The organism is Acidovorax sp. Root267 (assembly GCF_001429215.1).
In the GTDB taxonomy this organism is placed as follows: Bacteria; Pseudomonadota; Gammaproteobacteria; order Burkholderiales; family Burkholderiaceae_C; genus Acidovorax; species Acidovorax radicis.
Map to the genome: position 1 here is coordinate 290,590 of NZ_LMJC01000001.1, position 24,274 is coordinate 314,863.

Annotated in this window: 23 protein-coding genes; 16 read left to right on the forward strand and 7 right to left on the reverse strand. The window is 63.3% G+C overall.

Annotated elements, in window-relative coordinates; translation table 11 throughout:
• Positions 1–2: 2 nt before the first annotated feature.
• Positions 3–1,247, reverse strand: a complete 1,245-nt coding sequence (locus ASE39_RS01225; protein WP_010463850.1) for a pyridoxal phosphate-dependent aminotransferase — start codon at positions 1,245–1,247, stop codon at positions 3–5.
• 150 nt (positions 1,248–1,397) lie between these two features.
• Here ASE39_RS01225 and ASE39_RS01230 point away from each other — a divergent pair, with 150 nt between their 5' ends.
• From ASE39_RS01230 to ASE39_RS01245, 4 genes are all read left to right on the forward strand, one after another.
• Entirely contained in the window at positions 1,398–1,769 is a 372-nt protein-coding gene (locus ASE39_RS01230) for an Mth938-like domain-containing protein (RefSeq protein ID WP_057269942.1), read from the forward strand.
• A 225-nt stretch (positions 1,770–1,994) separates the two neighbouring features.
• Positions 1,995–2,480 carry a peroxiredoxin gene (locus ASE39_RS01235; RefSeq protein WP_010463846.1) on the forward strand — a complete coding sequence of 162 codons (486 nt, stop codon included), beginning with the start codon at positions 1,995–1,997 and terminating at the stop codon, positions 2,478–2,480.
• Between the two features lie 193 nt (positions 2,481–2,673).
• Positions 2,674–4,413: a PhoH family protein gene (locus tag ASE39_RS01240; protein WP_057269943.1), complete on the forward strand. Its 1,740-nt coding sequence runs from the start codon at positions 2,674–2,676 to the stop codon at positions 4,411–4,413.
• A gap of 1 nt (position 4,414) precedes the next feature.
• Positions 4,415–4,801 (forward strand): hypothetical protein, encoded by a 387-nt coding sequence (locus ASE39_RS01245; RefSeq protein WP_057226849.1) that lies wholly within the window; start codon positions 4,415–4,417, stop codon positions 4,799–4,801.
• 127 nt (positions 4,802–4,928) lie between these two features.
• On the opposite strand, the gene dnaB is transcribed toward ASE39_RS01245, so the two are convergent.
• The 5 genes from dnaB to rpsF all read right to left on the reverse strand — a co-directional run bounded on the left by dnaB (position 4,929) and on the right by rpsF (position 7,999).
• On the reverse strand, positions 4,929–6,344 hold the full coding sequence (dnaB, locus tag ASE39_RS01250) for a replicative DNA helicase (RefSeq protein ID WP_010463840.1): 1,416 nt from the start codon (positions 6,342–6,344) through the stop codon (positions 4,929–4,931).
• A gap of 178 nt (positions 6,345–6,522) precedes the next feature.
• The gene (gene rplI / locus ASE39_RS01255) at positions 6,523–6,975 is read right to left on the reverse strand and encodes a 50S ribosomal protein L9 (protein WP_010463838.1); all 453 of its coding nucleotides are present in this window, start codon (positions 6,973–6,975) and stop codon (positions 6,523–6,525) included.
• Between the two features lie 12 nt (positions 6,976–6,987).
• Complete coding sequence (gene rpsR / locus ASE39_RS01260; protein ID WP_005795932.1) at positions 6,988–7,269, reverse strand: 30S ribosomal protein S18; 282 nt, start codon at positions 7,267–7,269, stop codon at positions 6,988–6,990.
• A 17-nt stretch (positions 7,270–7,286) separates the two neighbouring features.
• Positions 7,287–7,577, reverse strand: coding sequence for a primosomal replication protein N (priB, locus tag ASE39_RS25585; RefSeq protein WP_010463825.1), 291 nt, complete (start codon positions 7,575–7,577; stop codon positions 7,287–7,289).
• A gap of 14 nt (positions 7,578–7,591) precedes the next feature.
• Positions 7,592–7,999, reverse strand: coding sequence for a 30S ribosomal protein S6 (gene rpsF / locus ASE39_RS01265; protein ID WP_029414072.1), 408 nt, complete (start codon positions 7,997–7,999; stop codon positions 7,592–7,594).
• A gap of 305 nt (positions 8,000–8,304) precedes the next feature.
• On the opposite strand from rpsF, the gene grpE reads away from it, so the two are divergent.
• From grpE to leuB, 9 genes are all read left to right on the forward strand, one after another.
• On the forward strand, positions 8,305–8,856 hold the full coding sequence (gene grpE / locus ASE39_RS01270; protein WP_057226845.1) for a nucleotide exchange factor GrpE: 552 nt from the start codon (positions 8,305–8,307) through the stop codon (positions 8,854–8,856).
• A 94-nt stretch (positions 8,857–8,950) separates the two neighbouring features.
• The gene (gene dnaK / locus ASE39_RS01275) at positions 8,951–10,900 is read left to right on the forward strand and encodes a molecular chaperone DnaK (protein ID WP_010463819.1); all 1,950 of its coding nucleotides are present in this window, start codon (positions 8,951–8,953) and stop codon (positions 10,898–10,900) included.
• Between the two features lie 86 nt (positions 10,901–10,986).
• Positions 10,987–12,132, forward strand: coding sequence for a molecular chaperone DnaJ (gene dnaJ / locus ASE39_RS01280; RefSeq protein ID WP_010463817.1), 1,146 nt, complete (start codon positions 10,987–10,989; stop codon positions 12,130–12,132).
• A gap of 153 nt (positions 12,133–12,285) precedes the next feature.
• The gene (locus tag ASE39_RS01285) at positions 12,286–13,653 is read left to right on the forward strand and encodes an MBL fold metallo-hydrolase (RefSeq protein ID WP_057226841.1); all 1,368 of its coding nucleotides are present in this window, start codon (positions 12,286–12,288) and stop codon (positions 13,651–13,653) included.
• 136 nt (positions 13,654–13,789) lie between these two features.
• A complete protein-coding gene (locus ASE39_RS01290) occupies positions 13,790–14,746 on the forward strand; it encodes a LysR family transcriptional regulator (RefSeq protein ID WP_057226838.1) in 957 nt (318 codons plus the stop codon).
• Between the two features lie 21 nt (positions 14,747–14,767).
• Entirely contained in the window at positions 14,768–16,189 is a 1,422-nt protein-coding gene (leuC, locus tag ASE39_RS01295; RefSeq protein ID WP_010463811.1) for a 3-isopropylmalate dehydratase large subunit, read from the forward strand.
• A 12-nt stretch (positions 16,190–16,201) separates the two neighbouring features.
• Positions 16,202–16,327 (forward strand): entericidin A/B family lipoprotein, encoded by a 126-nt coding sequence (locus ASE39_RS01300; RefSeq protein ID WP_010463809.1) that lies wholly within the window; start codon positions 16,202–16,204, stop codon positions 16,325–16,327.
• A gap of 8 nt (positions 16,328–16,335) precedes the next feature.
• Complete coding sequence (gene leuD / locus ASE39_RS01305) at positions 16,336–16,986, forward strand: 3-isopropylmalate dehydratase small subunit (protein WP_057269944.1); 651 nt, start codon at positions 16,336–16,338, stop codon at positions 16,984–16,986.
• Between the two features lie 89 nt (positions 16,987–17,075).
• A complete protein-coding gene (gene leuB / locus ASE39_RS01310; RefSeq protein WP_057269945.1) occupies positions 17,076–18,149 on the forward strand; it encodes a 3-isopropylmalate dehydrogenase in 1,074 nt (357 codons plus the stop codon).
• Between the two features lie 73 nt (positions 18,150–18,222).
• Here leuB and ASE39_RS01315 read toward each other — a convergent pair whose 3' ends face one another.
• Positions 18,223–18,897: a dihydrodipicolinate reductase C-terminal domain-containing protein gene (locus ASE39_RS01315; RefSeq protein WP_057269946.1), complete on the reverse strand. Its 675-nt coding sequence runs from the start codon at positions 18,895–18,897 to the stop codon at positions 18,223–18,225.
• 380 nt (positions 18,898–19,277) lie between these two features.
• On the opposite strand from ASE39_RS01315, the gene asd reads away from it, so the two are divergent.
• The 3 genes from asd (at position 19,278) to truA (ending at position 24,200) form a co-directional block, all read left to right on the forward strand.
• Positions 19,278–20,408 (forward strand): aspartate-semialdehyde dehydrogenase, encoded by a 1,131-nt coding sequence (asd, locus tag ASE39_RS01320; RefSeq protein ID WP_057269947.1) that lies wholly within the window; start codon positions 19,278–19,280, stop codon positions 20,406–20,408.
• A 289-nt stretch (positions 20,409–20,697) separates the two neighbouring features.
• A complete protein-coding gene (locus ASE39_RS01325; RefSeq protein ID WP_057269948.1) occupies positions 20,698–23,352 on the forward strand; it encodes a FimV/HubP family polar landmark protein in 2,655 nt (884 codons plus the stop codon).
• A 26-nt stretch (positions 23,353–23,378) separates the two neighbouring features.
• Entirely contained in the window at positions 23,379–24,200 is an 822-nt protein-coding gene (gene truA, locus ASE39_RS01330) for a tRNA pseudouridine(38-40) synthase TruA (RefSeq protein ID WP_057269949.1), read from the forward strand.
• The last annotated feature ends 74 nt before the right edge of the window (positions 24,201–24,274 follow it).

A 24,274-nucleotide genomic window follows, 5' to 3' on the forward strand; every position in this document is an offset into this window, starting at 1 on the left:
CCTCAGGCAGCAGCAACAGCCACTGCCTGCTTGCGCTTGCGGTACTGCTCAAGGAAGCGTGCCACGCGGCCGATGGCGTCACGCAGGTCATCCTCATGGGGCAGAAACACGATACGGAAATGGTCGGGAGCGGCCCAGTTGAAGCCGGTGCCTTGCACCAGCATGACCTTGGTTTCCTGCAGCAGTTCCAGGAAGAACTGCTGGTCGTCCTCAATGGGGTACACGGCAGGGTCCAGGCGCGGGAACATATAGAGAGCCGCCTGCGGCTTGACGCAGGTCACGCCCGGGATGGCAGTGATGAGTTCGTAGGCCAGATCGCGCTGCTTGCGCAGGCGTCCGCCATCGCCCACCAACTCGTTGATGCTCTGGTAACCGCCCAGCGCGGTCTGCACCGCCCACTGGCCGGGCACGTTGGCGCACAGGCGCATGTTCGAGAGCATGTTCAGCCCCTCGATGTAGTCCTTGGCGGGCTTCTTGTCGCCCGATACCACCAGCCAACCGGCCCGATAGCCGCAGGAGCGGTAGCTCTTGGACAGTGAATTGAAGGTGAGTGTGAGCACATCCTCGCTCAGCGAGCCGATGGCCGTGTGCTTGGCGCCGTCGTACAGCACCTTGTCATACACCTCGTCCGCAAAGATGACCAGACCATGCTCGCGCGCAATGGCGACGATGCCCTTGAGCAGCGCGTCCGAATACAGTGCGCCCGTTGGGTTGTTCGGATTGATGACCACGATGCCCTTGGTGCGGGACGTGATCTTGGAGCGGATGTCGGCCAGGTCGGGCATCCAGCCGTTGGCTTCTTCGCACAGGTAATGCACCGGCGTGCCGCCCGACAGGCTGGCCGCCGCTGTCCACAACGGATAGTCGGGCGAGGGCAGCAGCAGCTCGTCGCCATTGTCGAGCAGCGCATTGGTCGCCATGACGATCAACTCGCTGGCGCCATTGCCCAGGTAAATGTCGTCCAGCATCACGCCCTTGATGCCCTGCTTCTGCGTCTCGTGCATCACCGCCTTGCGCGCTGCAAAGATGCCCTTGCTGTCCGAATAACCCGCCGAATTGGGCAGGTTGCGGATCATGTCGAGCTGGATCTCCTCGGGCGCATCAAACCCGAACACAGCCAGGTTGCCGATGTTGAGCTTGATGATCTTGTGGCCGTCCTCCTCCATCTGCTTGGCCGCGTCCATGATGGGCCCCCGGATGTCATAGCAGACGTTGGCGAGCTTGGCGGATTTTTGGACGGTTTTCATGCGCTGACGGTGGTGCAGTGGGGTCAGGTGGCGGCCAGAGCGGCTGGCACCTTGGCGAAACCTATAATTTGACCACAGATCACAAGCGCCCCTGGGCCCTGCGCCCCGGCCCACCCGCAGTGCCACCGCCTGCAACCCACGCCAACATCCATGAAATTCCAGCCCGACCGCTCGAACGCACAAACCATCAGCGGTTACGGCCCAGGCTGGATCGGCGTGGATGCCGAGAGGATCACGCACAGCGTCATCATCGGGTCGAATGGCCTGCGCGAAGCCTGGCCCTGCACACGTTTTGAAGACCTGACACCCGAACACTTCGCGCAATTGGCCGCCCTGGAGACAGAGCTGATCATTTTTGGCAGTGGCACACGCAACCGGTTTCCGCCGCCGGCCTGGCTGGCCCCACTCATCGCCCGCCGACTGGGGCTGGAGACCATGGATACCCCGGCCGCCTGCCGCACCTACAACATTCTCGCCAGCGAAGGGCGAAACGTGGTGGCGGCATTGATCCTGGAAACCTGAATGGCAGGTCTGCAGCCTGCCATTCAGGCCCCAGCTTCGGCACCGACACCTATGCAGCGCTTTGCCTAGATGCCCGGCGCTCCTTGCCGGACACACTGTCTTACATTTGGCCGAGGGGCGATTTCGGGGTAAAATCACCGGTTGCGGTCGGGGGCACCACCAAGAGCAATAACACACTAGCTCCCCCGGCTTATCAACGACTACATCCTGAGAGATTGAAGTGATATGGCGATCGTTGTCAACAAACCCCTCCCTGAATTTGAAGCCAACGCTACTGGTGGACTCAAGGTCTCCAATACCTCCCACCTTGGCCAAATTCTGGTTCTCTACTTCTATCCCAAGGACAACACGCCTGGCTGCACCACGGAGGCCATGCAGTTTCGCGACAAGTACAAGGACTTTGTGAAGGCGGGCGCCGCCGTGTTCGGCGTGTCCCGCGACAACATGAAGTCGCACGACGATTTCAAGGAGAAGCTGGAGCTGCCCTTTGAACTCATCGCGGACACCGAAGAGAAAATGTGCCACATGTTCGGCGTGGTCAAGAACAAGATCATGTACGGCAAGAAGGTCAAGGGCATCGAGCGCAGTACCTTCCTGATTGGCCCCGATGGCCTTCTGGTCCAGGAGTGGCGTGGCCTCAAGGTCCCCGGCCATGTGGATGAAGTCCTGAAAGCCGTCAAATCCATCAAGGCCCTGAAAAAGGCCGCCTGATCCGCACATTGGGGCATTGACGCTACACCCCACTTGTTTTGCCCAGGCAAGACATCGGGAGTAGGCATAATGGATTTATGCCCCTGGTTACCGCGACGTTTGTCCCTCCCCAAAAAGCCGCCTTGGCCTCCAGGCGGCTTTTTGCTTTCTGACCCCCTATTTCATTTCTTTTACCGACCGAGGCCCTGCCACCATGCCCCTGCCCCCCGCCCCCAGCCGGCGCGCTGCACTCCTCGCGCCAGAAGCCTTTGAAGTCACGGCCCGCCCTCGGGTGTCACAGACCTCTGCCAACGAGCCCGTGGTGGCGCCCGCCGCGCGCGCAACACCCGCAGCCCGCCCGGGACGCAAGGCCGACAGCGTGGCATCAGCGACCGCCATACCGGCCACTACACCGCTCGTCCAGGTCGAGACCCGCGCCCGCGCGCCGGAGCCCGCAACCCGTACGACCACGACACGGAAGGCGCGCACCACCGGTGCCGCACCCACGATGGCAAACGCTGCCGCACCCTCCACCACGCGTGGCAGAAAGTCCGCCCCGCAAGGCCCGACCAAGCTTTTTGTGCTGGACACCAACGTGCTGTTGCACGACCCCACCAGCCTGTTCCGCTTTGAAGAACACGACATCTTCCTGCCGATGATCGTGTTGGAGGAACTGGATGGGCACAAGAAGGGCATGACCGAGGTCGCCCGCAACGGCCGCCAGACCAGCCGCACCCTGGACGCCCTGGCTGGCGTGCACGGCGCCGACATCGCCCACGGCCTCAAGCTCGATTCCACAGGCCAGCGCGCCGCCGGCGGCCACCTGTTCTTCCAGACCGCACCGCTGGACTACAGCCTGCCCACCAGCCTGCCACCGGGCAAGGCCGACAACCAGATCCTGGGCGTGGTGGAGGCATTGCGCAAGCTGCATGCGCCGCGCGAAGTGGTGCTGGTGTCCAAGGACATCAACATGCGCGTCAAGGCGCGTGCCCTGGGCCTGAACGCCGAGGACTACCAGAACGACAAGACGCTGGAAGACGGCGACCTGCTCTATGCCGGCGTGCTGGCACTGCCCCCCGATTTCTGGGCCAAGAGCGGCAAGAATGTGGAGAGCTGGCAAAGTGGCGCCCACACGTACTACCGCATCGGCGGCCCCATCGTGCCGCAGCTGATGATCAACCAGTTCGTGTACTTCGAGGCCCCCGGTGAGCCCAGCCTGTTTGCGCGCGTGAGCGAAATCCGCGAAAAGACAGCGGTGCTGCAGACGCTCAAGGACTACGGCTCGGCCAAGAACGCCGTGTGGGGCGTGACCACGCGCAACCGCGAGCAGAACTACGCCATGAACCTGCTCATGGACCCCGAGATCGACTTCGTGACGCTGACTGGCACGGCCGGCACCGGCAAGACCCTGTTGGCCCTGGCCGCAGGCCTGACCCAGGTGCTGGACGACCGCCGCTACACCGAGATCATCATGACCCGTGCCACGGTGAGCGTGGGCGAGGACATCGGTTTCCTGCCCGGCACCGAGGAAGAAAAGATGGGCCCCTGGATGGGCGCGCTGGACGACAACCTGGAGTTCCTTGCCAAGGGCGATGGCGGCAATGCGGGCGAATGGGGCCGGGCTGCCACCAACGAACTCATCCGCAGCCGCATCAAGATCAAGAGCATGAACTTCATGCGCGGGCGTACCTTCCTGAACAAGTACGTGATCATCGACGAGGCACAAAACCTGACGCCCAAGCAGATGAAGACGCTGATCACGCGGGCCGGCCCCGGCACCAAGATCATCTGCATGGGCAACCTGGCACAGATCGACACCCCCTACTTGACCGAAGGCTCGTCGGGTCTGACCTTTGCAGTGGACCGCTTCAAGGGCTGGCCGCACAGTGGGCACATCACGCTGGCGCGGGGTGAACGCTCACGCCTGGCAGATTTCGCCAGCGAGGTGCTTTGAGTTGGCGGTGGGCTGGGTTGCAGCACTGAAACTGGTGCCCTGGGGCGACGTCATCGAGGCGACGCCCCAGATCCTCCAAGCGGCCAGAAAGCTGCTGGGCACCACCCAAAAAGGAAATGCCGAGGCGGCTGCAGATGCACTCGAAGGTGCCGGCAGCGAGCCCGCCATTCCGGTCACCCTGCATCTGCAGCATCTGCGCGACCGTGTCGCGCGGCTGGAGCAGGAACAGCAGGAGTCCGCGGCGCTGATCCAGTCCCTGGCCGAACAGAACGCCCAGGTGGTGCAGGCCGTGGAAGTGCTGCGCCAGCGCCATCGACAGCTCATGGTGGCCGTGGGTGTTCTGGCGGCGGGCTGTATAGGTTTGATGGTGTGGGCGCTGCGACAGTAAGGGCCACCAGCACACAACAAAGGCGAATACACAGGCGTTGCACGGCACCTTCACCCGGGCACTGCGAAAATGCTATAAATTCAATAGCTGCTAGCGCTTACAGGATAAGCGCCAGCAGCTATTTTCATTAGAAATCGTCGCCCGAGCCCATCGCCAGGTTCTCGAAACGCGTCTGGTTCTTCTGGAAGAACAGCTTCACAGTGCCAGTGGGCCCGTTCCGCTGCTTGCCGATGATGACCTCCGCGACGTTGGGCTCCTTCGAGTCCTTGTTGTAGTAGTCGTCGCGGTAGATGAACATGATGATGTCGGCATCCTGCTCAATGGCGCCCGATTCGCGCAGGTCGGACATCATGGGACGCTTGTCGGTGCGCTGCTCCACCGAGCGGTTGAGCTGCGACAGCGCGATCACCGGGCACTGCAGCTCTTTGGCCAGCATCTTCAAACCCCGGGAGATCTCGCCCAGCTCGGTGGCGCGGTTGTCCGAACTGGAGGAACCCGAGCCGCTCATGAGTTGCAAATAATCCACCACGATCAGGCCCAGCTTGCCGCACTGGCGCGCCAGACGGCGGGCATTGGCACGCAGCTCACCCGGCGTCAGGCCAGGCGTCTCGTCGATGTGGAGCGAGACCGTGCGCAGCTTTTCAATCGCTTCCGTCAGGCGCGGCCACTCGTCGTCCGTGAGCTTGCCGGTGCGAAGGTTGCCCTGGTTCACGCGGCCGATGGAGCCGACGATACGCACGGCCAACTGGGCGGCGCCCATTTCCATCGAGAAGATAGCGACCGGCAGGCCTTCATTGAGCGCCACGTGTTCGGCGATGTTCACCGCGAACGAGGTCTTGCCCATGGATGGGCGGGCTGCCAGCACCACCATGTCACCCGCCTGCAGGCCGGACGTCATGCGGTCCAGGTCGGCAAAGCCGGTGGGCACGCCAGTCACGTCCACCGGGTTGTCCGCCATCTCCTGCACCCGGTCGAGCAGGTCGATCACCAGGGTGTCGAGCGACTGGAAGCCCTGCTTGGTGCGCGAGCCTTCTTCGCCGATGGCGAAGATCTTGGCCTCGGCCTCGTCCAGGATGCGCTCCACCGTCTTGCCCTGCGGGTTGAACGCGTTGGTGGAGATTTCATCGCTGGCCGTGACCAGCTTGCGCAGGATGGCGCGCTCGCGAACGATTTCCGCGTAGCGGCGGATGTTGCTCGCGCTCGGCACGTACTGCGCCAGGTTGTTCAGGTAGGCCAGCCCCCCCATTTCCTGCGCCTTGCCCTGGTTCTGCAGGTGCTCGAACACCGTGATGACGTCGGCCGGCTTGCTGGCATTGATGAGCGCACCGATGGCCGAATAGACCATCTGATGCTCGTGCCGGTAGAAGTGGCTCTCCACCAGCAGGTCACCCACGCGGTCCCAGGCGTTGTTGTCCAGCAGCAGCCCTCCCAACACACTGGACTCCGCCTCAATGGAGTGCGGCGGCACGCGCAACTGGGCGATTTCGCGGTCGGGAGGGGGCGCGAAGCCTTGGTCATCCAACGGGGGAAAGACAGCAGACATGGGTTTCTCCGGACAGAGCCTGACGAAATACATTCCCGGCACTTGCCACATCAGAGCAACGGCCGGGGGACAAGCCTGTGGGTAATCCGTGGATTACCGGTGGGCAATCATGTACAAATGGCGCGAACAAAAGACAAAAGCCGCCCGAGGGCGGCTTCTGATGAAACACCGGGGTGTATCAGGCGGTTTCGCCGTAGACCGACACGGTCACTTCCACCACCACATCGGTGTGCAGAGCAACGTTCACGGTGCTTTCGCTCACGACCTTGATCGGGCCGTTGGGCAGGCGGATCTGGGCCTTGGCAACCTTGTAGCCTTGCTTGTTCAGCTCTTCAGCGATGTCGTGGTTGGTCACGGAACCAAACAGACGGCCATCCACGCCAGCCTTTTGTGTCAGCTTGACGGTGGTGCCTGCCAGCTTTTCACCTTGGGCTTGGGCTTCTGCCAGTTTGGCAGCTGCGGCCTTTTCGAGTTCAGCACGCTTGGCTTCGAACTCTGCCTTGGCAGCTTCCGTGGCGCGACGGGCGCGGCCAGCGGGGATCAGGAAGTTGCGGGCGTAGCCGTCTTTGACCTTGACGATTTCACCGAGGTTGCCGAGGTTCACAACCTTGTCGAGCAGGATGATTTGCATGGGTTGTGCTCCTTAGATCTTGTGCTGGTCGCTGTAAGGCACCAGGGCCAGGAAGCGAGCGCGCTTGATGGCGGTGTTCAGCTGACGCTGGAAGATGGCGCGCGTGCCGGTCAGGCGTGCGGGGATGATCTTGCCGTTTTCGGCGATGAAATCGCGCAGCGTGTCGACATCCTTGTAGTCGATTTCTTCAACACCGGTCACCGTGAAGCGGCAAAAGCGCTTGCGCTTGAACAGCAGGGACTGGGTGTTGCGCTTTGGGCGCTTGTCTTTGTTGAACTTCTTGAACGTGGCCATTGCGGACCCCTTGAAAATTAATTTTGTTGAATATCCTGGATGTGAAGCACTGCGGTCTTGCCATTGCGTGGGGTGGCCAGAAATCCACTGAAAGTCCAGAGACTTCCGATGTTCTGCCTTGCCAGACGCTCAGCCATTGCACCAAAGGCAACGGCTTTCATGGCGGCCTTGACTTCGCGGGGGTGGCCTGCCTCGGTTTGCCAGGACTCGTGTTCGAGTCGCAGCGTAAGGGCAGGCAGTCCGGCGGGTGTGTAACGCAGGGGTTCAGCCTCTGCGATACAAGCGGTCAAGACTACGCGGTTCTCCACTCCAACGGGCTGGATCAGCGCTCGGCGCGATCTGGGCGCTCGCCACGCTCACCGCCAGCAGCTGCGTATTCAGCTTGGCTGGCCTTGCGGGCTTCTTCACGCTCGACGGTCTTCATCATCGAAGAAGGACCTGCATCGGCCTTCTTCTTTTGAACCGTCAGGTGGCGCAACACGGCGTCGTTGAACTTGAAGGCATGCTCCAGTTCAGCCATCACGGCCTGGTCGGCTTCGATGTTCACGCACAGGTAGTGGGCCTTGGCCAGCTTGTTGATCAGGTACGCCAGTTGACGGCGGCCCCAGTCTTCCACACGGTGCACCTTGCCACCGCCAGCGGTGATCATGCCCTTGTAGCGCTCCAGCATGGCTGGAACTTGTTCGCTTTGATCCGGATGGATCAACAAAATGATTTCGTAATGACGCATGCATACTCCTTTTGGGTAAGACCACCCACTGCGTCTTGAAGTGGTGTGGCAAGGGAAAGCCTGCGATTATAGCCCGACCTCTGCCGCTTGTACACTCAGGTCCGCCCAAGTCCCCGCGAGGGCGTACAAATAGGCGCCTGACAAACGCCTGGCCTCTTGCAAAACCAGGGGCTGGGCCGACATGCCATACAACAAAGCGCGCTGTACGCGGGGGCCGAAAGGACATACCCCTGGCGCAGACCTTGATTTGTGGTGGCACGGCCCCAACTCTCGCGCGTACTGTTCATTTACCTTCAGACCAAGACATGTCAGATAACAGCCAAACCACAGCCCCTCAGAATGCTCCCGCCCCCGAAGAAGTCGAAGCCGCCATGGCAGCCCACGCCTCGGACGAGCTGGCACGCCTGCAGGGCGAGCTGGCCGAGCTCAAGGCCAAAAGCGCCGATCTGGCCGACCAGTTCCTGCGCGCCAAGGCCGAGACCGAGAATGCCCGGCGCCGGGCCGAAGACGAAGTCTCCAAGGCCCGCAAGTTCGGCATCGAGAGTTTTGCCGAGAGCCTGCTGCCCGTGGCCGACAGCCTGGATGCCGCCCTGGCCATCAAGGAAGCCACGCCCCAGCAGTTGCGCGAAGGCGCCGACGCCACCCTGCGCCAACTGACTTCGGCACTGGAGCGCAACAAGGTGCTGGCCATCAACCCCGAGTCGGGCGCCAAGTTCGATCCCCACCAGCACCAGGCCATCAGCGTGGTGCCTGCCGACCAGGAAGCCAACACCGTGGTGGCCGTGCTGCAAAAGGGCTATGTGATCGCTGACCGCGTGCTGCGCCCGGCACTTGTCACCGTGACAGCCCCGAAGTAAATCTTCAAATAAATCAGCACGGATGACTTGAACCGCCACAAGTTATCCACAAGTTACTAGCCATCCAAACCATTCAAGCATTCGGAGAAAAATCATGGGAAGAATCATCGGCATTGACCTGGGCACGACCAACAGCTGCGTCTCCATCATGGAAGGCAACACGACGCGCGTGATCGAGAACAGCGAAGGCGCGCGCACCACGCCCTCCATCGTGGCCTACCAGGAAGACGGCGAGATCCTCGTCGGCGCCTCGGCCAAGCGCCAGGCGGTGACCAACCCCAAGAACACGCTGTACGCAGTCAAGCGCCTGATCGGCCGCAAGTTCACCGAAAAAGAAGTGCAAAAGGACATCGACCTGATGCCCTACAAGATCGTGGCCGCCGACAACGGCGACGCCTGGATCGAAGTGCGCGGCAACAAGCTGTCGGCACAGCAGGTGTCTGCCGACATCCTGCGCAAGATGAAGAAGACGGCCGAGGACTACCTGGGCGAGCCCGTGACGGAAGCCGTCATCACGGTGCCCGCGTACTTCAACGACGCCCAGCGCCAGGCCACCAAGGACGCCGGCCGCATTGCAGGCCTGGACGTCAAGCGCATCATCAATGAGCCCACTGCGGCTGCCCTGGCCTTCGGCCTGGACAAGCAGGAAAAGGGCGACCGCAAGATCGCCGTGTATGACCTGGGTGGCGGCACGTTCGACGTGTCCATCATCGAAATCGCGGACGTGGACGGCGAAAAGCAGTTCGAAGTGCTGTCGACCAACGGCGACACCTTCCTGGGCGGCGAAGACTTCGACCAGCGCATCATCGACTTCATCATCGAAGAGTTCAAAAAGGAATCGGGCGTCAACCTCAAGAACGACGTTCTGGCCCTGCAGCGCCTGAAGGAAGCCGCCGAGAAGGCCAAGATCGAGCTGTCGAACTCGGCCTCGACCGACATCAACCTGCCTTACGTGACCGCCGATGCTTCGGGCCCCAAGCATCTGAACATCAAGCTGACCCGCGCCAAGCTGGAGCAATTGGTGGAAGAGCTGATCGAGCGCACCATCGCTCCTTGCCGCATGGCCATCAAGGACGCAGGCGTGTCGGTGTCCGACATCCATGACGTGATCCTGGTCGGCGGCATGACGCGCATGCCCAAGGTGCAAGAGAAGGTCAAGGAGTTCTTTGGCAAAGACCCCCGCAAGGACGTGAACCCCGATGAAGCCGTGGCCGTGGGCGCTGCCATTCAAGGCCAGGTGCTGTCGGGCGACCGCAAGGACGTGCTGCTGCTGGACGTGACACCGCTGTCTCTGGGTATCGAAACCCTGGGTGGCGTGATGACCAAGATGATCCAGAAGAACACCACCATCCCAACCAAGTTCGCGCAGACCTACTCGACGGCCGACGACAACCAGCCTGCCGTGACCATCAAGGTCTACCAGGGTGAGCGTGAAATGGCGGCGGGCAACAAGCTGCTGGGCGAGTTCAACCTCGAAGGCATTCCACCCGCAGCGCGCGGTGTTCCACAGATCGAAGTGTCGTTCGACATCGACGCCAACGGCATCTTGCATGTGGGCGCCAAGGACAAGGGCACGGGCAAGGAAAACAAGATCACCATCAAGGCCAACTCCGGCCTGTCGGAAGAAGAGATCCAGCAAATGGTGAAGGACGCCGAGCTCAACGCTGCCGACGACAAGAAGAAGCTGGAGCTGGTGCAAGCCCGCAACCAGGGTGAAGCCGCCGTGCACAGCGTGAACAAGAGCCTGGCCGAACACGGCGACAAGCTGGATGCCGGCGAGAAGGATGCGATCACCGCAGCCGTGAAGGCCCTGGAAGAAGTCCTGAAGGGCGAAGACAAGGCCGCGATCGACGAGAAGACGACCGCGCTGATGGCCGCCAGCCAGAAGCTGGGCGAAAAGATGTACGCCGACTCCCAAGCGGCGCAAGCCGCTCAGGCTGCCGGTGGTGCTGATGCCGGTGCTTCGGCCTCCGCATCTTCGGCCAAGCCTGCAGACGACGACAACGTCGTCGATGCCGAAGTCAAGGAAGTCAAGAAGGGCTGAGCACGCTCCCGTTGACCCCAGCCGCCGCGCGGTGCCGTTGACGGTGCTTGCGCGGCGTTCCTGTTCCAACCGGGCTCAGAAAGACCATGTCCAAAAGAGACTTTTACGAAATCCTGGGTGTTCCCAAGAACGCCTCGGACGAAGAAATCAAGAAGGCCTATCGCAAGCTGGCGATGAAGCACCACCCTGACCGCAATCAGGGGGATGCGGCCAAGCCTGCCGAAGAGAAATTCAAGGAGGCCAAGGAGGCCTACGAGATGCTCTCCGACCCACAAAAACGTGCGGCCTACGACCAGTACGGCCACGCCGGGGTCGACCCCAACATGCGCGGCCCGGGAGGCCCGGGTGCAGAGGGCTTTGGCGGTTTTGCCGAGGCTTTTGGCGACATCTTCGGCGACATGTTCGGCCAGCAGGGCGGGCGTGGGCGGGGCGCGGGCGGCCGCCAGGTCTACCGCGGCAGCGACCTGAGCTACGCCATGGAGATCACCCTGGAAGAGGCCGCACGCGGCAAGGATGCGCAGATTCGCATCCCGTCGTGGGAGAGCTGCGACACCTGCCACGGCAGCGGCGCCAAGCCCGGCACCAGCGCCAAGACCTGCGGCACCTGCCAGGGCGCGGGCACGGTGCAGATGCGCCAGGGCTTCTTCAGCGTGCAGCAAACCTGCCCGCACTGCCGTGGCACGGGCAAGATCATTCCCGAGCCCTGCACCAGCTGCCATGGCCAGGGCAAGCTCAAGAAGCAAAAGACGCTGGAAGTGAAGATCCCTGCGGGCATCGACGACGGCATGCGCATTCGCAGCACCGGCAACGGCGAACCTGGCACCAACGGTGGCCCGCCCGGCGACCTGTACATCGAAATCCGCCTGAAGAAACACGACATCTTCGAGCGCGACGGCGACGACCTGCACTGCCAGGTACCCGTGAGTTTCATCACGGCGGCTTTGGGCGGCGAGATCGAGGTGCCCACCTTGGCGGGCAAGGCGGCCATCGACATTCCGGAAGGCACCCAGGCCGGCAAGCAGTTCCGCCTGCGCGGCAAGGGCATCAAGGGTGTGCGCGCCAGCTACCCGGGCGACCTGTACTGCCACATCGCCGTAGAGACCCCCGTGAAGCTCACCGAGCACCAGCGCAAGCTGCTGCGCGAGCTGGAGGATTCGCTCAAGAAGGGTGGCGGCCGCCATTCGCCCAGCGGCGAAAGCTGGACGGACCGCTTGAAGAACTTCTTCAGCTGATCACCAGCCTGCCCCCCAAAAAAACCGCCTGCGGCCTTTCGGCCCCGGCGGTTTTTTCTTGATGCAAGGCAAGAAAATCGCAGTCAACCCCCGCTGGCGCAGCCTCCGCAGTACGATGAAAATCCATCGGCGACGAAGCGGGAGCTGCGGTCCATGAACAATGTCAACATCACCTTTCTGGGTGGCTCCGGGACCGTCACAGGCTCCAAATACCTGGTTCGGCACAACGGCAAAAGCCTGCTGGTCGACTGCGGCCTGTTCCAGGGCTACAAGCAGCTGCGCCTGCGCAACTGGCAGCCCCTGCCCGTCACGCCGCACCAGATCGACGCGGTGGTGCTGACCCATGCGCACCTGGACCACAGCGGCTACCTGCCCCTGCTGGCGCGCGATGGCTACACCCACGCCATCCACTGCACGCCGGGCACGCGCGACCTGTGCACCATCCTGCTGCCCGACAGTGGGCACCTGCAGGAGGAAGACGCGGCCTTTCTCAACCGGCACCAGCTCAGCAGCCACAGCCCCGCCCTGCCGCTGTACACCCGGCTCGATGCACTGCACTGCCTCCAACAGTTCCAGATCCATGCGTTCCACAAAGCGTTCGAGCCCCTGCCCGGTTGGCGCATGACTTTCTCGCCCGCTGGCCACATCCTCGGCGCGGCCAGTGTGCTGCTGGAAGTCGGAGGGCGGCGCATCCTGTTCTCCGGCGACCTGGGGCGGCCCGATGACCTGCTCATGAACCCGCCCGACGCGCCGCCCCAGGCTGACACGGTGCTCATCGAGTCCACCTACGGCGACCGCGAACACCCTCCCGAAGGCCTGCTCGACGAACTGGGTCCCGCCCTGCAGCGCCTGGCCGCACGCGGGGGCATAGCGGTGGTGCCCGTGTTCGCCGTGGGGCGTGCCCAGGTGGTGCTGCACGCCATTGGCCTGCTCAAGGCGCAGGGTGTGGTGCCCGCTTCCCTCAAGGTGTTTCTGGACAGCCCCATGGCGGTCAGCACCACGGGGCTATTCCAGCACCATATGCAGGAACACCGCCTGAGCGGCCGCGAAGTACAGGCACTGGAGCATGGCGCCACCATGGTCCAGACGCCCGAGCAATCCAAGGGGCTGGCCAAGCTGCATGGCCCCATGGTCATCCTGTCGGCCAGTGGCATGGCCACCGGGGGCCGCGTGCTGCACCACCTGGCGCTGCACGCGGGCGACCACCGCAACATGATCATCCTGACCGGCCACCAGGCGCCGGGCACACGCGGCGCGCGCCTGGCCCAGGGCGAAAAGAGCATCCGCATCCATGGCCAGGACGTGGCTGTGCGCGCCGAGGTGGTGCGGCTGTCCTCCGCGTCGGCCCACGCCGACGGCAACCAGCTCATCGCCTGGCTGCGCAGCATGGGCCACGCGCCCGACCAGGTGTATGTGGTGCATGGCGAAATGGGTGCATCCGATCTGCTGCGCCAGCGCATTGAGCATGAGCTGCGCTGGCGCGCCGCCGTGCCAGAGCACGGCAGCACCTGCACTGCCTAAGCCACGGCAGCGTTCTGGGCTTCAGAGGGGCTGCTCACGCGCGGACGGGCATCCCAACCATCGTGTATCGCGATGGCAAAGTACCCATAATGCAGAGAAAATAGACAACCTTCTCATTTCGAGAAGACAAAGCCCCATGAAAAGCTCCGAGCGCAGTTTTGCGCGCCGTATCGACCTGACCTCGCTGCAACTGTTTGTGGCGGTGTGCGAGCTCGGCAGCATTGGCCGCGCGGCCGAGCGCGAGTTCATTGCCGCATCGGCTGTCAGCAAACGCCTGTCGGACCTGGAAACGGCCGTGGACACCGCCCTGCTCTACCGCCACAGCCGGGGCGTCACGCTCACACCCGCAGGCGAGAGCCTGCTGCACCACGCGCGCACCGTGCTGTTTGGCCTGGAGCGCATGCAGGGCGAGCTCAGCGAATACGCCGACGGTGTGCGCGGCCATGTGCGCATGCACGCCAACATCTCGGCCATCTTCCAGTTTCTGCCCGAAGACCTGGGCGCCTTTGCGCGCGAGCACAGCCAGATCAAGATCGACCTGCAGGAGCACCTGAGCAGCGACGTGCTGCATGCCGTGCAGGAGGGCGCTGCAGACCTGGGCATCTGCAACATCGGCATGGCCAGTGGCAACGGTGTCCTGGAACTGCAAAGCCGCCCTTACCGCGCCGACAATCTGGTGCTCGTTGTGCCCCTGGCGCATGACCTGTCTGCGCTGGCAGCTATCAATTTTGAAGAAGTTCTGGACTGGGACATCGTGGGCCTGCACGCCAACAGCAGCATCAGCCTGGCCATGCGCGCCGCAGCAGCTGCCGCCGGGCGCCCGCTGCGCCAGCGCATCCAAGTCACGGGGCTTGACGCCATGTGCCGCATGATCGACAACGGCCTGGGCGTGGGCCTGCTGCCCGACCGGGCGTTTGCGCTGATGCGCGGCGTGGGCAACCTGCAAGCCGTCCCATTGACCGACGCCTGGGCCCACCGCGAGCTGCGCGTGGTGGCCCGCGACTTTGACGCACTGCCCGTCACGGCGCGTTTGCTGGTGGAACACCTCTCACCACGCCAAGACCCCGGCACTAAAATCCAATCACCCACCTGAAAGCAGAAAGAAAGCCACGCCATGGGACGCACCCTGTACGACAAGATCTGGGACGAGCATGTCGTCCACACCGAAGAGGACGGCACATCCATCCTCTACATCGACCGCCATCTGGTGCACGAGGTGACCAGCCCCCAGGCCTTTGAAGGGCTGCGCGAGGCGGGCCGCAAGGTCTGGCGCATGAGCTCCATCGTGGCCACCGCCGACCACAACACACCCACCACGGGCTGGGAAAACGGCTACGACGGCATCACCGACCCGATCAGCAAGGAACAGATCACCACGCTGAACGACAACATGGCGCAGATCTCGCCTGCGGCATTCTTCCCGTTCATGCACAAACGCCAGGGCATCGTGCATGTGATTGGCCCCGAAAACGGCGCCACCCTGCCCGGCATGACGGTGGTCTGCGGCGACAGCCACACCAGCACGCACGGCGCGTTTGGCGCGCTGGCGCACGGCATCGGCACCAGCGAGGTCGAGCACGTGATGGCAACGCAAACCCTGCTGGCCAAGAAGGCCAAGAACATGCTGGTACAGGTGGACGGCACGCTGGCCAAAGGCGTGACCCCCAAGGACGTGGTGCTGGCCATCATCGGCAAGATCGGCACGGCCGGTGGCACGGGCTACACCATTGAATTTGCAGGCTCCGTCTTCCGCGCCATGAGCATGGAAGGTCGCATGACCGTGTGCAACATGGCCATCGAAGGTGGTGCTCGCGCGGGTCTGGTGGCGGTGGACGACAAGACCATTGAATACGTCAAGGGCCGTCCCCTGTCGCCCACGGGCGTGGAATGGGACCAGGCCGTGGCGTACTGGAAGACCTTGCATTCGGATGCCGATGCGAAGTTTGACACCGTCGTCAAGCTCGACGCAGCCGACATCCAGCCACAAGTGACCTGGGGCACCTCGCCCGAAATGGTGCTGGGCATCGACGCCCGCGTGCCCGACCCGGACAAGGAAAAGGACGCAAACAAGCGTGGCGCCATCGAGCGCGCCTTGACCTACATGGGCCTCACGCCCGGCAAGGCCATCAACGACATCACCATCGACAAGGTGTTCATCGGTAGTTGCACCAACAGCCGCATCGAAGACATGCGCGAAGCCGCCGCCGTGGTGAAGAACCTGGGCCGCAAGGTGGCCAGCAACGTGAAGCTGGCCATGGTGGTGCCGGGCTCGGGCCTGGTCAAGGAACAGGCCGAGCGCGAAGGACTGGACAAGATTTTTGTGGCCGCGGGCTTTGAGTGGCGCGAACCCGGCTGCTCCATGTGCCTGGCCATGAATGCCGACCGCCTGGAGCCCGGCGAGCGCTGCGCCAGCACCAGCAACCGCAACTTCGAAGGCCGCCAGGGCGCTGGTGGCCGGACCCATCTGGTGAGCCCCGCCATGGCAGCAGCCGCTGCCGTGCACGGCCACTTTGTGGACATTCGTCAATTTGCCTGAAGGAGCCCTGTCATGAAAAAGACCGCAACCCTCATCGTGCTCGCCATCACCTTCGTGCTGGCCGGCTGCAACACCGTCAAGGGCGTGGGCCAGGACGTACAGCGCGCCGGTGGCGCCCTTGAACGCGCCGCCAAATAAAGAACGTCATGCAGAAATTCACCTTGCTCAAGGGCCTTGTGGCCCCGATGGACCGCGAGAACGTCGATACCGACGCGATCATCCCCAAGCAATTCCTCAAGTCGATCAAGAAGACCGGCTTTGGCGTGAACCTGTTTGACGAGTGGCGTTACCTGGACCACGGCGAACCCGGCCAAGACCCCGCCAGCCGCAAGCCCAACCCCGACTTTGTGCTGAACCAGCCGCGCTATGCAGGCACCTCCGTGCTGCTGGCGCGCAAGAACTTCGGCTGTGGCTCCAGCCGCGAACACGCGCCCTGGGCGCTGGACCAGTACGGCTTTCGCGCGGTGATCGCGCCGAGCTTTGCCGACATTTTCTTCAACAACTGCTTCAAGAACGGCCTGTTGCCCATCGTACTGCCCGAGGCCACCGTGGCCCAGCTGTTTGACGAAGTGCTGGCCTTCCCCGGCTACCAACTCACCATCGACCTGGAGCGCCAGGTCATCGTCCGTCCGCAGGGCCAAGAGATTCCGTTCGAGGTGCAGGCCTTCCGCAAATACTGCCTGCTCAACGGCTTTGACGACATCGGCCTGACCCTGCGCCAGTCCGACAAGATCAAGGCCTTTGAAGCCCAGCGGCTGGCCACCAAGCCCTGGCTGGCGCACACCATGGTGTCGTGAGACGGCGCAGGCATCCAAAACATCATTCAAATTGGCATCTAGCGCTTTACCAATAAGCGCTAACAGCTATCAAAAACAAAGCAAATTCAATGAAAATCGCAGTTCTGCCGGGTGACGGCATTGGCACCGAAATCGTCTCTGAAGCCGTCAAGGTCCTGGAGGCCCTGGAACTCCCGTTCGAGATGGAATCCGCCCTGGTGGGCGGCGTGGCGTACGACGCCCACGGCCACCCGCTGCCCGAGTCCACGCTCAAGCTCGCCAAGGAAGCCGACGCCATACTGTTCGGCGCCGTGGGCGACTGGAAATACGACACGCTCGACCGCCCCCTGCGCCCCGAGCAGGCCATCCTGGGCCTGCGCAAGAACCTGGGCCTGTTCGCCAACTTCCGCCCCGCCATCTGCTACGAGCAACTGGTGGGTGCGTCGAGCCTCAAGCCAGAGCTGATCGCGGGCCTGGACATCCTCATCATCCGCGAGCTGACCGGCGACATCTACTTTGGCCAGCCGCGCGGCCGCCGCGTGGCCACGGACGGCCATTTCCCCGGCGCCGAAGAAGCCTTTGACACCATGCGCTACAGCCGCCCCGAGATCGAACGCATCGCCCACGTCGCCTTCCAGGCCGCGCGCAAGCGCAACAAGAAGGTCACCAGCGTGGACAAGGCCAACGTGCTCGAAACCTTCCAGTTCTGGAAGGACGTGGTCACCGACGTGCACAAGGAATATCCTGACGTCGAACTGCAGCACATGTACGTGGACAACGCCGCCATGCAACTGGTCAAGGCGCCCAAGGCGTTTGACGTGGTGGTCACGGGCAACATGTTTGGCGACATCCTGTCGGACGAAGCCTCCATGCTGACGGGCTCCATCGGCATGCTGCCCTCGGCCAGCCTGAACAGCAGCAACCAGGGCCTGTACGAGCCCAGCCACGGCAGCGCCCCCGACATCGCCGGCAAGGGCGTGGCCAACCCGCTGGCCACCATCCTGTCGGCCGCGATGATGCTGCGCTTCAGCCTGAACCAGGAAGCCGCCGCCCAGCGCATCGAAGCCGCCGTGCAGAAGGTGCTGGCCCAGGGCCTGCGCACCCCCGACATCTACAGTGAAGGCACCACCAAGGTGGGCACGGCGCAGATGGGGGATGCAGTGGTCAAGGCGCTGGCCGTCTGAACCCAACCGCTCAGCGGTCACGAAAAAGCGCCGGTCTTCCGGCGCTTTTTTCGTTGTTGAGCCCGCGTACCGCCTACAGCCAAGCGTTGTCGATGAACTCCATGATGGAGTAACGCCGGTTCTCCAGCGGCCGCTCGCGGACGACCGCCACAATGTGGGCCACACCCGCCGCATACGGCGCATCGCCATACACACGGGTTTCCAGCTTCACGCTGCAAGCGCCATCCTCCATCAACACTTGGTGGTACGCGTGGCGGGCAAGATGCTCTTGGGGGATTTGCAACTCGCCCCGTTGAACCTCCGGATCGCGCACGGACCGGATTTCAGCCGGACTGAGGCCCAGCGCCTGCGCCATGCTGACCGCCGTGCCCGGCACGGAGGACTTCTGCGCCTGGTGGGATTCGGTAAGCCCGATGCGGTAGCCGCGAAACAGATGCCCGCTGCGCTCCAGCATGGCCATGAACTTGAGCATGAGGAGGTTGGTGTTCGGACACAGGATGACCGGAAAACCCACGGTAGTGTGCTCCAGCGCTGACCCCGTGGACAGCTCCACCAGCGGAGATTGCGTGGATGCGCAGAACGCGCTCACGGCTTGCAGCTCCCGGCCCGAGCCAGCGTGCACCACCACCGATTTTTCTACAGGCAGCCCCTCGGCGGCCCAGGGCACAACCTCGCCAGCGTCCCCAGAGGGCAGCGCGCCCAGAAGCTCCCTGGCCAGCTTGCCGGACCCCACAACGATGACTTGCATTTTTCTACTCTCGATGAATCACAGACGAAACGATAGGCAGGACTGTAGTGCGATGCAGACCCCAAGCGGAGGCTCCCCACGAAGTCATTGGCTTTTTCTACCGTCTATCCCGCCGGTCGCCCCACAGAGACGCTGTTGGAGCAACAGCACAGAGCCCAAAGCCCACATCCGCTACAATCCCCGCCTATGTTTGCCGCCCACACGTTCGCCCTGAACATTGCACCCGCCGCCCTGGCCGGTGTCGCTGCGCGCGCAACCATCACCAAAACCACGACCATTAAGGGCTGACTCAGCCTGGTTCGTCGTGCGCCCTCCCTGGCCAGACGAGCCAGGCGAGCAGTCCGGTCTGGCACTGTTTCTTACTTAGAAAGGGCGTTGAAATGAGCAAGTTGGTAGGGTTGGTCGGCTGGCGCGGCATGGTTGGCTCGGTCCTGATGGACCGCATGGAACAAGAGAAGGACTTCGATCTGATCGAACCCGTGTTCTTCTCCACCTCGAATGCAGGCGGCAAGGCCCCTGCCCAAGCGAAGAACGAGACTGCGCTGCAGGACGCGTTCAACATCGAGGCCCTCAAGCGCTGCGACATCATCATCACCGCCCAGGGCGGCGACTACACCTCCGAAGTGTTCCCCAAGCTGCGCGCAGCGGGCTGGAATGGCCACTGGATCGACGCCGCATCCACCCTGCGCATGGACAAGGACGCCGTGATCATTCTTGATCCCGTCAACATGCCTGTCATCAAGAATGCCCTGGCCAACGGCGGCAAGAACTGGATCGGTGGCAATTGCACCGTGAGCTGCATGCTGATGGGCGTGGGCGCTCTGTACAAGGCAGGTCTCGTGGAATGGATGAGCACCCAGACCTACCAGGCAGCCTCGGGTGGCGGCGCGCAGCACATGCGCGAACTGCTCACGCAGTACGGCACGCTGAACGCCGAAGTGAAGTCCCTGCTCGATGACCCCAAGAGCGCCATCCTCGAAATCGACCGCAAGGTCATCGCCAAGCAGCGTGCCCTGACCAGCGCTGAAACCACCAACTTCGGCGTGCCGTTGGGCGGCAGCCTGATTCCCTGGATCGACAAGGACCTGGGCAATGGCATGTCCAAGGAAGAGTGGAAGGGCATGGCGGAAACCAACAAGATTCTCGGCCAGGGCGAGGGCTTCGGCGCCCCAGCCGTGCCGGTGGACGGCTTCTGCGTGCGCGTGGGCGCCATGCGCTGCCACAGCCAGGCGTTGACCTTCAAGCTGAAGAAGGATGTGCCCCTGGCTGACCTGGAAGCCATGATTGCCGCCGACAACGAGTGGGTCAAGGTAGTGCCGAACACCCGTGAAGCCACCATCAAGGATCTGACGCCCGTGGCTGTGACCGGCACCATGACCATCCCCGTGGGCCGCATCCGCAAGCTGGCCATGGGCCCCGAATATGTAGGCGCCTTCACCATTGGTGACCAACTGCTCTGGGGGGCTGCCGAGCCTCTGCGCCGCATGCTGCGCATCTTGCTCGACGCTTAAGCCGGCATCCTCCAAAAAGCGCGCACAGCCCCCGTTGTGCGCGCTTTTTTGCGCCCAGCACCATGACACACTCCGTTACGCCACGTTGGCAATTGGCAACATTTGAATGCCCCAAATTGGTGCGACTCGACCCCACACAAAGCTTCGGAGCCACCTCAGCTTGTCAGTGCAAAACATTGATGCTATGGTGCTTTTTACATATTTTCACGCGCCGGGGCGGGACCAGACCATGAGAAAAAAAGCACCGCTCGACCGAGCCGCACAAAAACCTAATCAGTTGATGGCAAACATGCATCGTTGGAAATTTTCTGTCCTGGCGGCTGCGGCCGTAGCGTCGGTCGGCTTTTACGCTGGCGATGCCTCCGCTCTGGCGCTGGGTCGCATCACCGTGCAGTCTGCCCTGGGCGAGCCTCTGCGCGCCGAAATCGACTTGCCCCAGATCACTCCGGCCGAAGCCGACACCCTGCGCGCCACCACGGCCACCCCGGAAGTTTTCCGTGCCCAGGGAATGGAATACACGCCAACGATCAACAACCTGCGGATCCAGCTACAGCGGCGCCCCGATGGCAGCGCCGTGCTGCGCCTGACGAGTGATCGTCCGGTGAACGATCCCTTCCTGGACCTGGTGCTGGATGCCAACTGGGGCTCGGGCCGTATCGTGCGCAGCTACACGATGCTGTTTGACCCGCCAGCACTGCGCCGCGCTGCGCCGAGTGTGACGGCGTCCCCCCAGATCTCAGCACCTGCGGCACAGCAGACGCCTGCAGTGCGCGCCCCGGCCGCCCCCCGCGCCAGCGAATCTCCCGCTGCGGCAGCCCCTGCTACCCAGCCAGCGCCACGCCCGGCAGCAGCCCCTCGCGCCACGCCCACTGACGGCGTGAAGGTGCAGGCTGGTGACACGGCAGGCCGCCTTGCGAACACCTATCGCCCAGCCAGCGTCTCTCTCGATCAGATGCTGGTCGCCATGATGCGAGCGAACCCCGATGCCTTCATTCAGGGCAATGTCAACCGCCTCAAGGCTGGCGCAGTGCTACAGATGCCCGACGAAGCCACCGCGCAGGCGACACCGGCTCCAGAAGCTCGTCAGATTCTTGCCGCCCAGGCCCGGGACTTCAACGAGTTCCGCCGCAAGCTGGCAGGCGCAGCCCCCACCACCGCCGTGGCTGCCGCCGAGCGCTCCGCGTCGGGTACGGTGCAGACCCGAGTAGAGGACAAGAAGCCTGCGACGACCGCGCCCGACAAGCTCACGCTGTCCAAAGGCTCTGTCAAAGGCCAGAAAGCGGCCGAGGATCAACTCGCCAAGGACAAGCAAGCCGGCGAAGCGGCCACGCGGATGGCGGAACTGTCCAAGAACATCACGGACCTGAACAAGCTGGGCGCGGCATCTGCGACCGCTGGCAGTGCCGCGCCTGCGGCGGCCGGTAGCGCCAGCGCCCCTGCTGGTGTGGCCGTGCAGGCCCCTGCTGTCCCCGCCACGCCCACGGCACCCGCCATGCCGGAAACCCCGGCATCCGCCCCGGTGACCGCAGCCAGCGCTCCGGTAGCAGATGCCGCCGTTCCCGCAGAAGCAGCTTCCGAGCCCGCCTCTGCACCGGCTCCTGTGGCGTCGGCTCCCGCAGCCCCTGTGCGAGTGCCTGCACCGGCTCCAGCCCCCGTGGAAGAGCCGAGCTTCCTGTCCGGCCTCATGGACGACCCGATACTTCCCCTTGCTGGTGGCGGCCTGCTGGCCCTGTTGCTTGGGTACGGCGCGTACCGCGTCGTTCAGCGTCGCCGCCAGAGCGGCGGTGTAGACAGCTCGTTCCTGGAAAGCCGCATCCAGCCCGACTCGTTCTTCGGTGCCAGCGGTGGACAGCGTGTCGATACCGCCAACAGCGAAATGACAACCGGCTCGTCCATGGCCTACTCGCCCAGCCAGCTGGATGCGGGCGGCGATGTGGACCCGGTGGCCGAAGCCGATGTGTACCTGGCCTACGGCCGCGACCTGCAGGCCGAGGAAATCCTGAAGGAAGCCATCCGCCACAACCCAGCCCGTGTATCCGTCCATGTAAAGCTTGGCGAAATTTATGCCAAGCGCCAGGACCGCAAGGCGCTGGAAGCCGTGGCGGGAGATGTATTCAAGCTGACACAGGGCGAAGGGCCGGACTGGAACCGCATTGCTGAACTGGGCCGCGATCTGGACCCTGATAACCGGCTGTACCAGCCTGGTGGCCGCCCCGGCATGGCCGAGGATGAATCCCCATCGCTGCCCCCAGGGGGTTTCCCAAGCACCTTCACAGGTGCAGGCAACGCCGCAGCCTCGGCGGCACTCCCCCCGGATCTTGATCTGGACCTCGACCTGGATCTGCCCGACGACGCACTGACCGACGCTCCCTCAGTGGCACCTGCGCCTCCAGGCGGATTTGCCGCGGCGGCCGCCGCTGCTGCGGCTGCAGGTGGAGTCCGCCGCGCCACCGATGCAGACGAACCGCAAACACTGCGGCCCGAGTTGGATTTGCCAGAGCTGCCATCTGCAACGGCCCCTGCCTGGGGCGGTCAAGATACTGCGCCCGGCCCGGTCATGGCCCCTCCGCCCGTGGCCAACCTGGACTTCCCGAGCGCAGACGATCTGAGCATGGCACCCTCTGGCCCCATACCCCTGGCAGGTGATGCCAAGGATTCCGGCCCTATGGAATTTGACCTGGGCGAACTGTCACTTGATCTGAACGCACCATCCAAGCCCATGGCTGCCCCTGCCTCCAAGGCACCTGCTCCAGCACCAGAGTTTGTTGACGATGGCTCGGCGGCAGCGCAGGATGATCCACTGGCCACCAAGCTGGCACTGGCTGAAGAGTTCAACGCCATTGGCGATACCGACGGCGCACGCACACTGATTGAAGAGGTGGTGGCAGAGTCCAGCGGGGCACTCAAGACCCGGGCCCAGCGCATGCTGGCTGAACTGGGCTAATGCAGCCCCTTCCCCCAGGCCACCCCATGACGCGGGTGGCGCTGGGTGTCAGCTACAACGGACAGACCTACAGCGGCTGGCAAAGCCAGCTGTCTGGCAATACGGTTCAAGACAAACTCGAAGCGGCCCTGGGCCGCTTTGCCACGCACCCTGTCAGCACCTTGTGTGCGGGTCGCACGGACGCAGGGGTGCACGGACTGATGCAGGTGGTGCACTTCGACACGCCACTCCAACGCCCGCCCTCGTCGTGGGTCCGTGGTACCAACACCTTTCTTCCTGCCGATATCGCCGTGCAATGGGCGCAGCCCGTGCCGCATGATTTTCACGCCCGTGCCAGCGCCGTAGCGCGGCGCTACGCATACGTGCTGCTGCAATCGCCCGTGCGTCCCAGTGTGGACGCAGGCCGTGTGGGCTGGGTTTACCACCCGCTGGACCACGATGCGATGCGGCAAGCTGCAGACCAGTTGCTGGGGGAACATGACTTCACTTCATTCCGCGCGTCGGCGTGCCAGGCGAAATCCCCCATCAAGACCCTGCAGCGCATCGATATTGTCCGCCGTGGCCTGAACGCGCCCCACCCGGAGCTGGGCTGGAGCCCCTGCTACTGGCGTTTCGAATTCGAGGCCAACGCCTTCCTGCACCACATGATCCGCAACATCATGGGCTGCCTGATTGCCATTGGCCAAGGCAACCAGCCCCCTGGGTGGATCACCCAAGTGCTCGCCGCCAAGTCACGCGATGCCGCGGCGCCGACGTTTTCCCCGGATGGGCTGTACTTTCAAGGGCCAATCTATGACGCCAGCTGGGGACTGCCCCAACGCACGGCTGCGTATGATTGGTTGCCATGAATGCTGATAAGTACACCCCCACGCTCCCCGCTCCGCGTGGTTCGCTGCCCCCCGAGGGGGCCCAACCCGCCTTG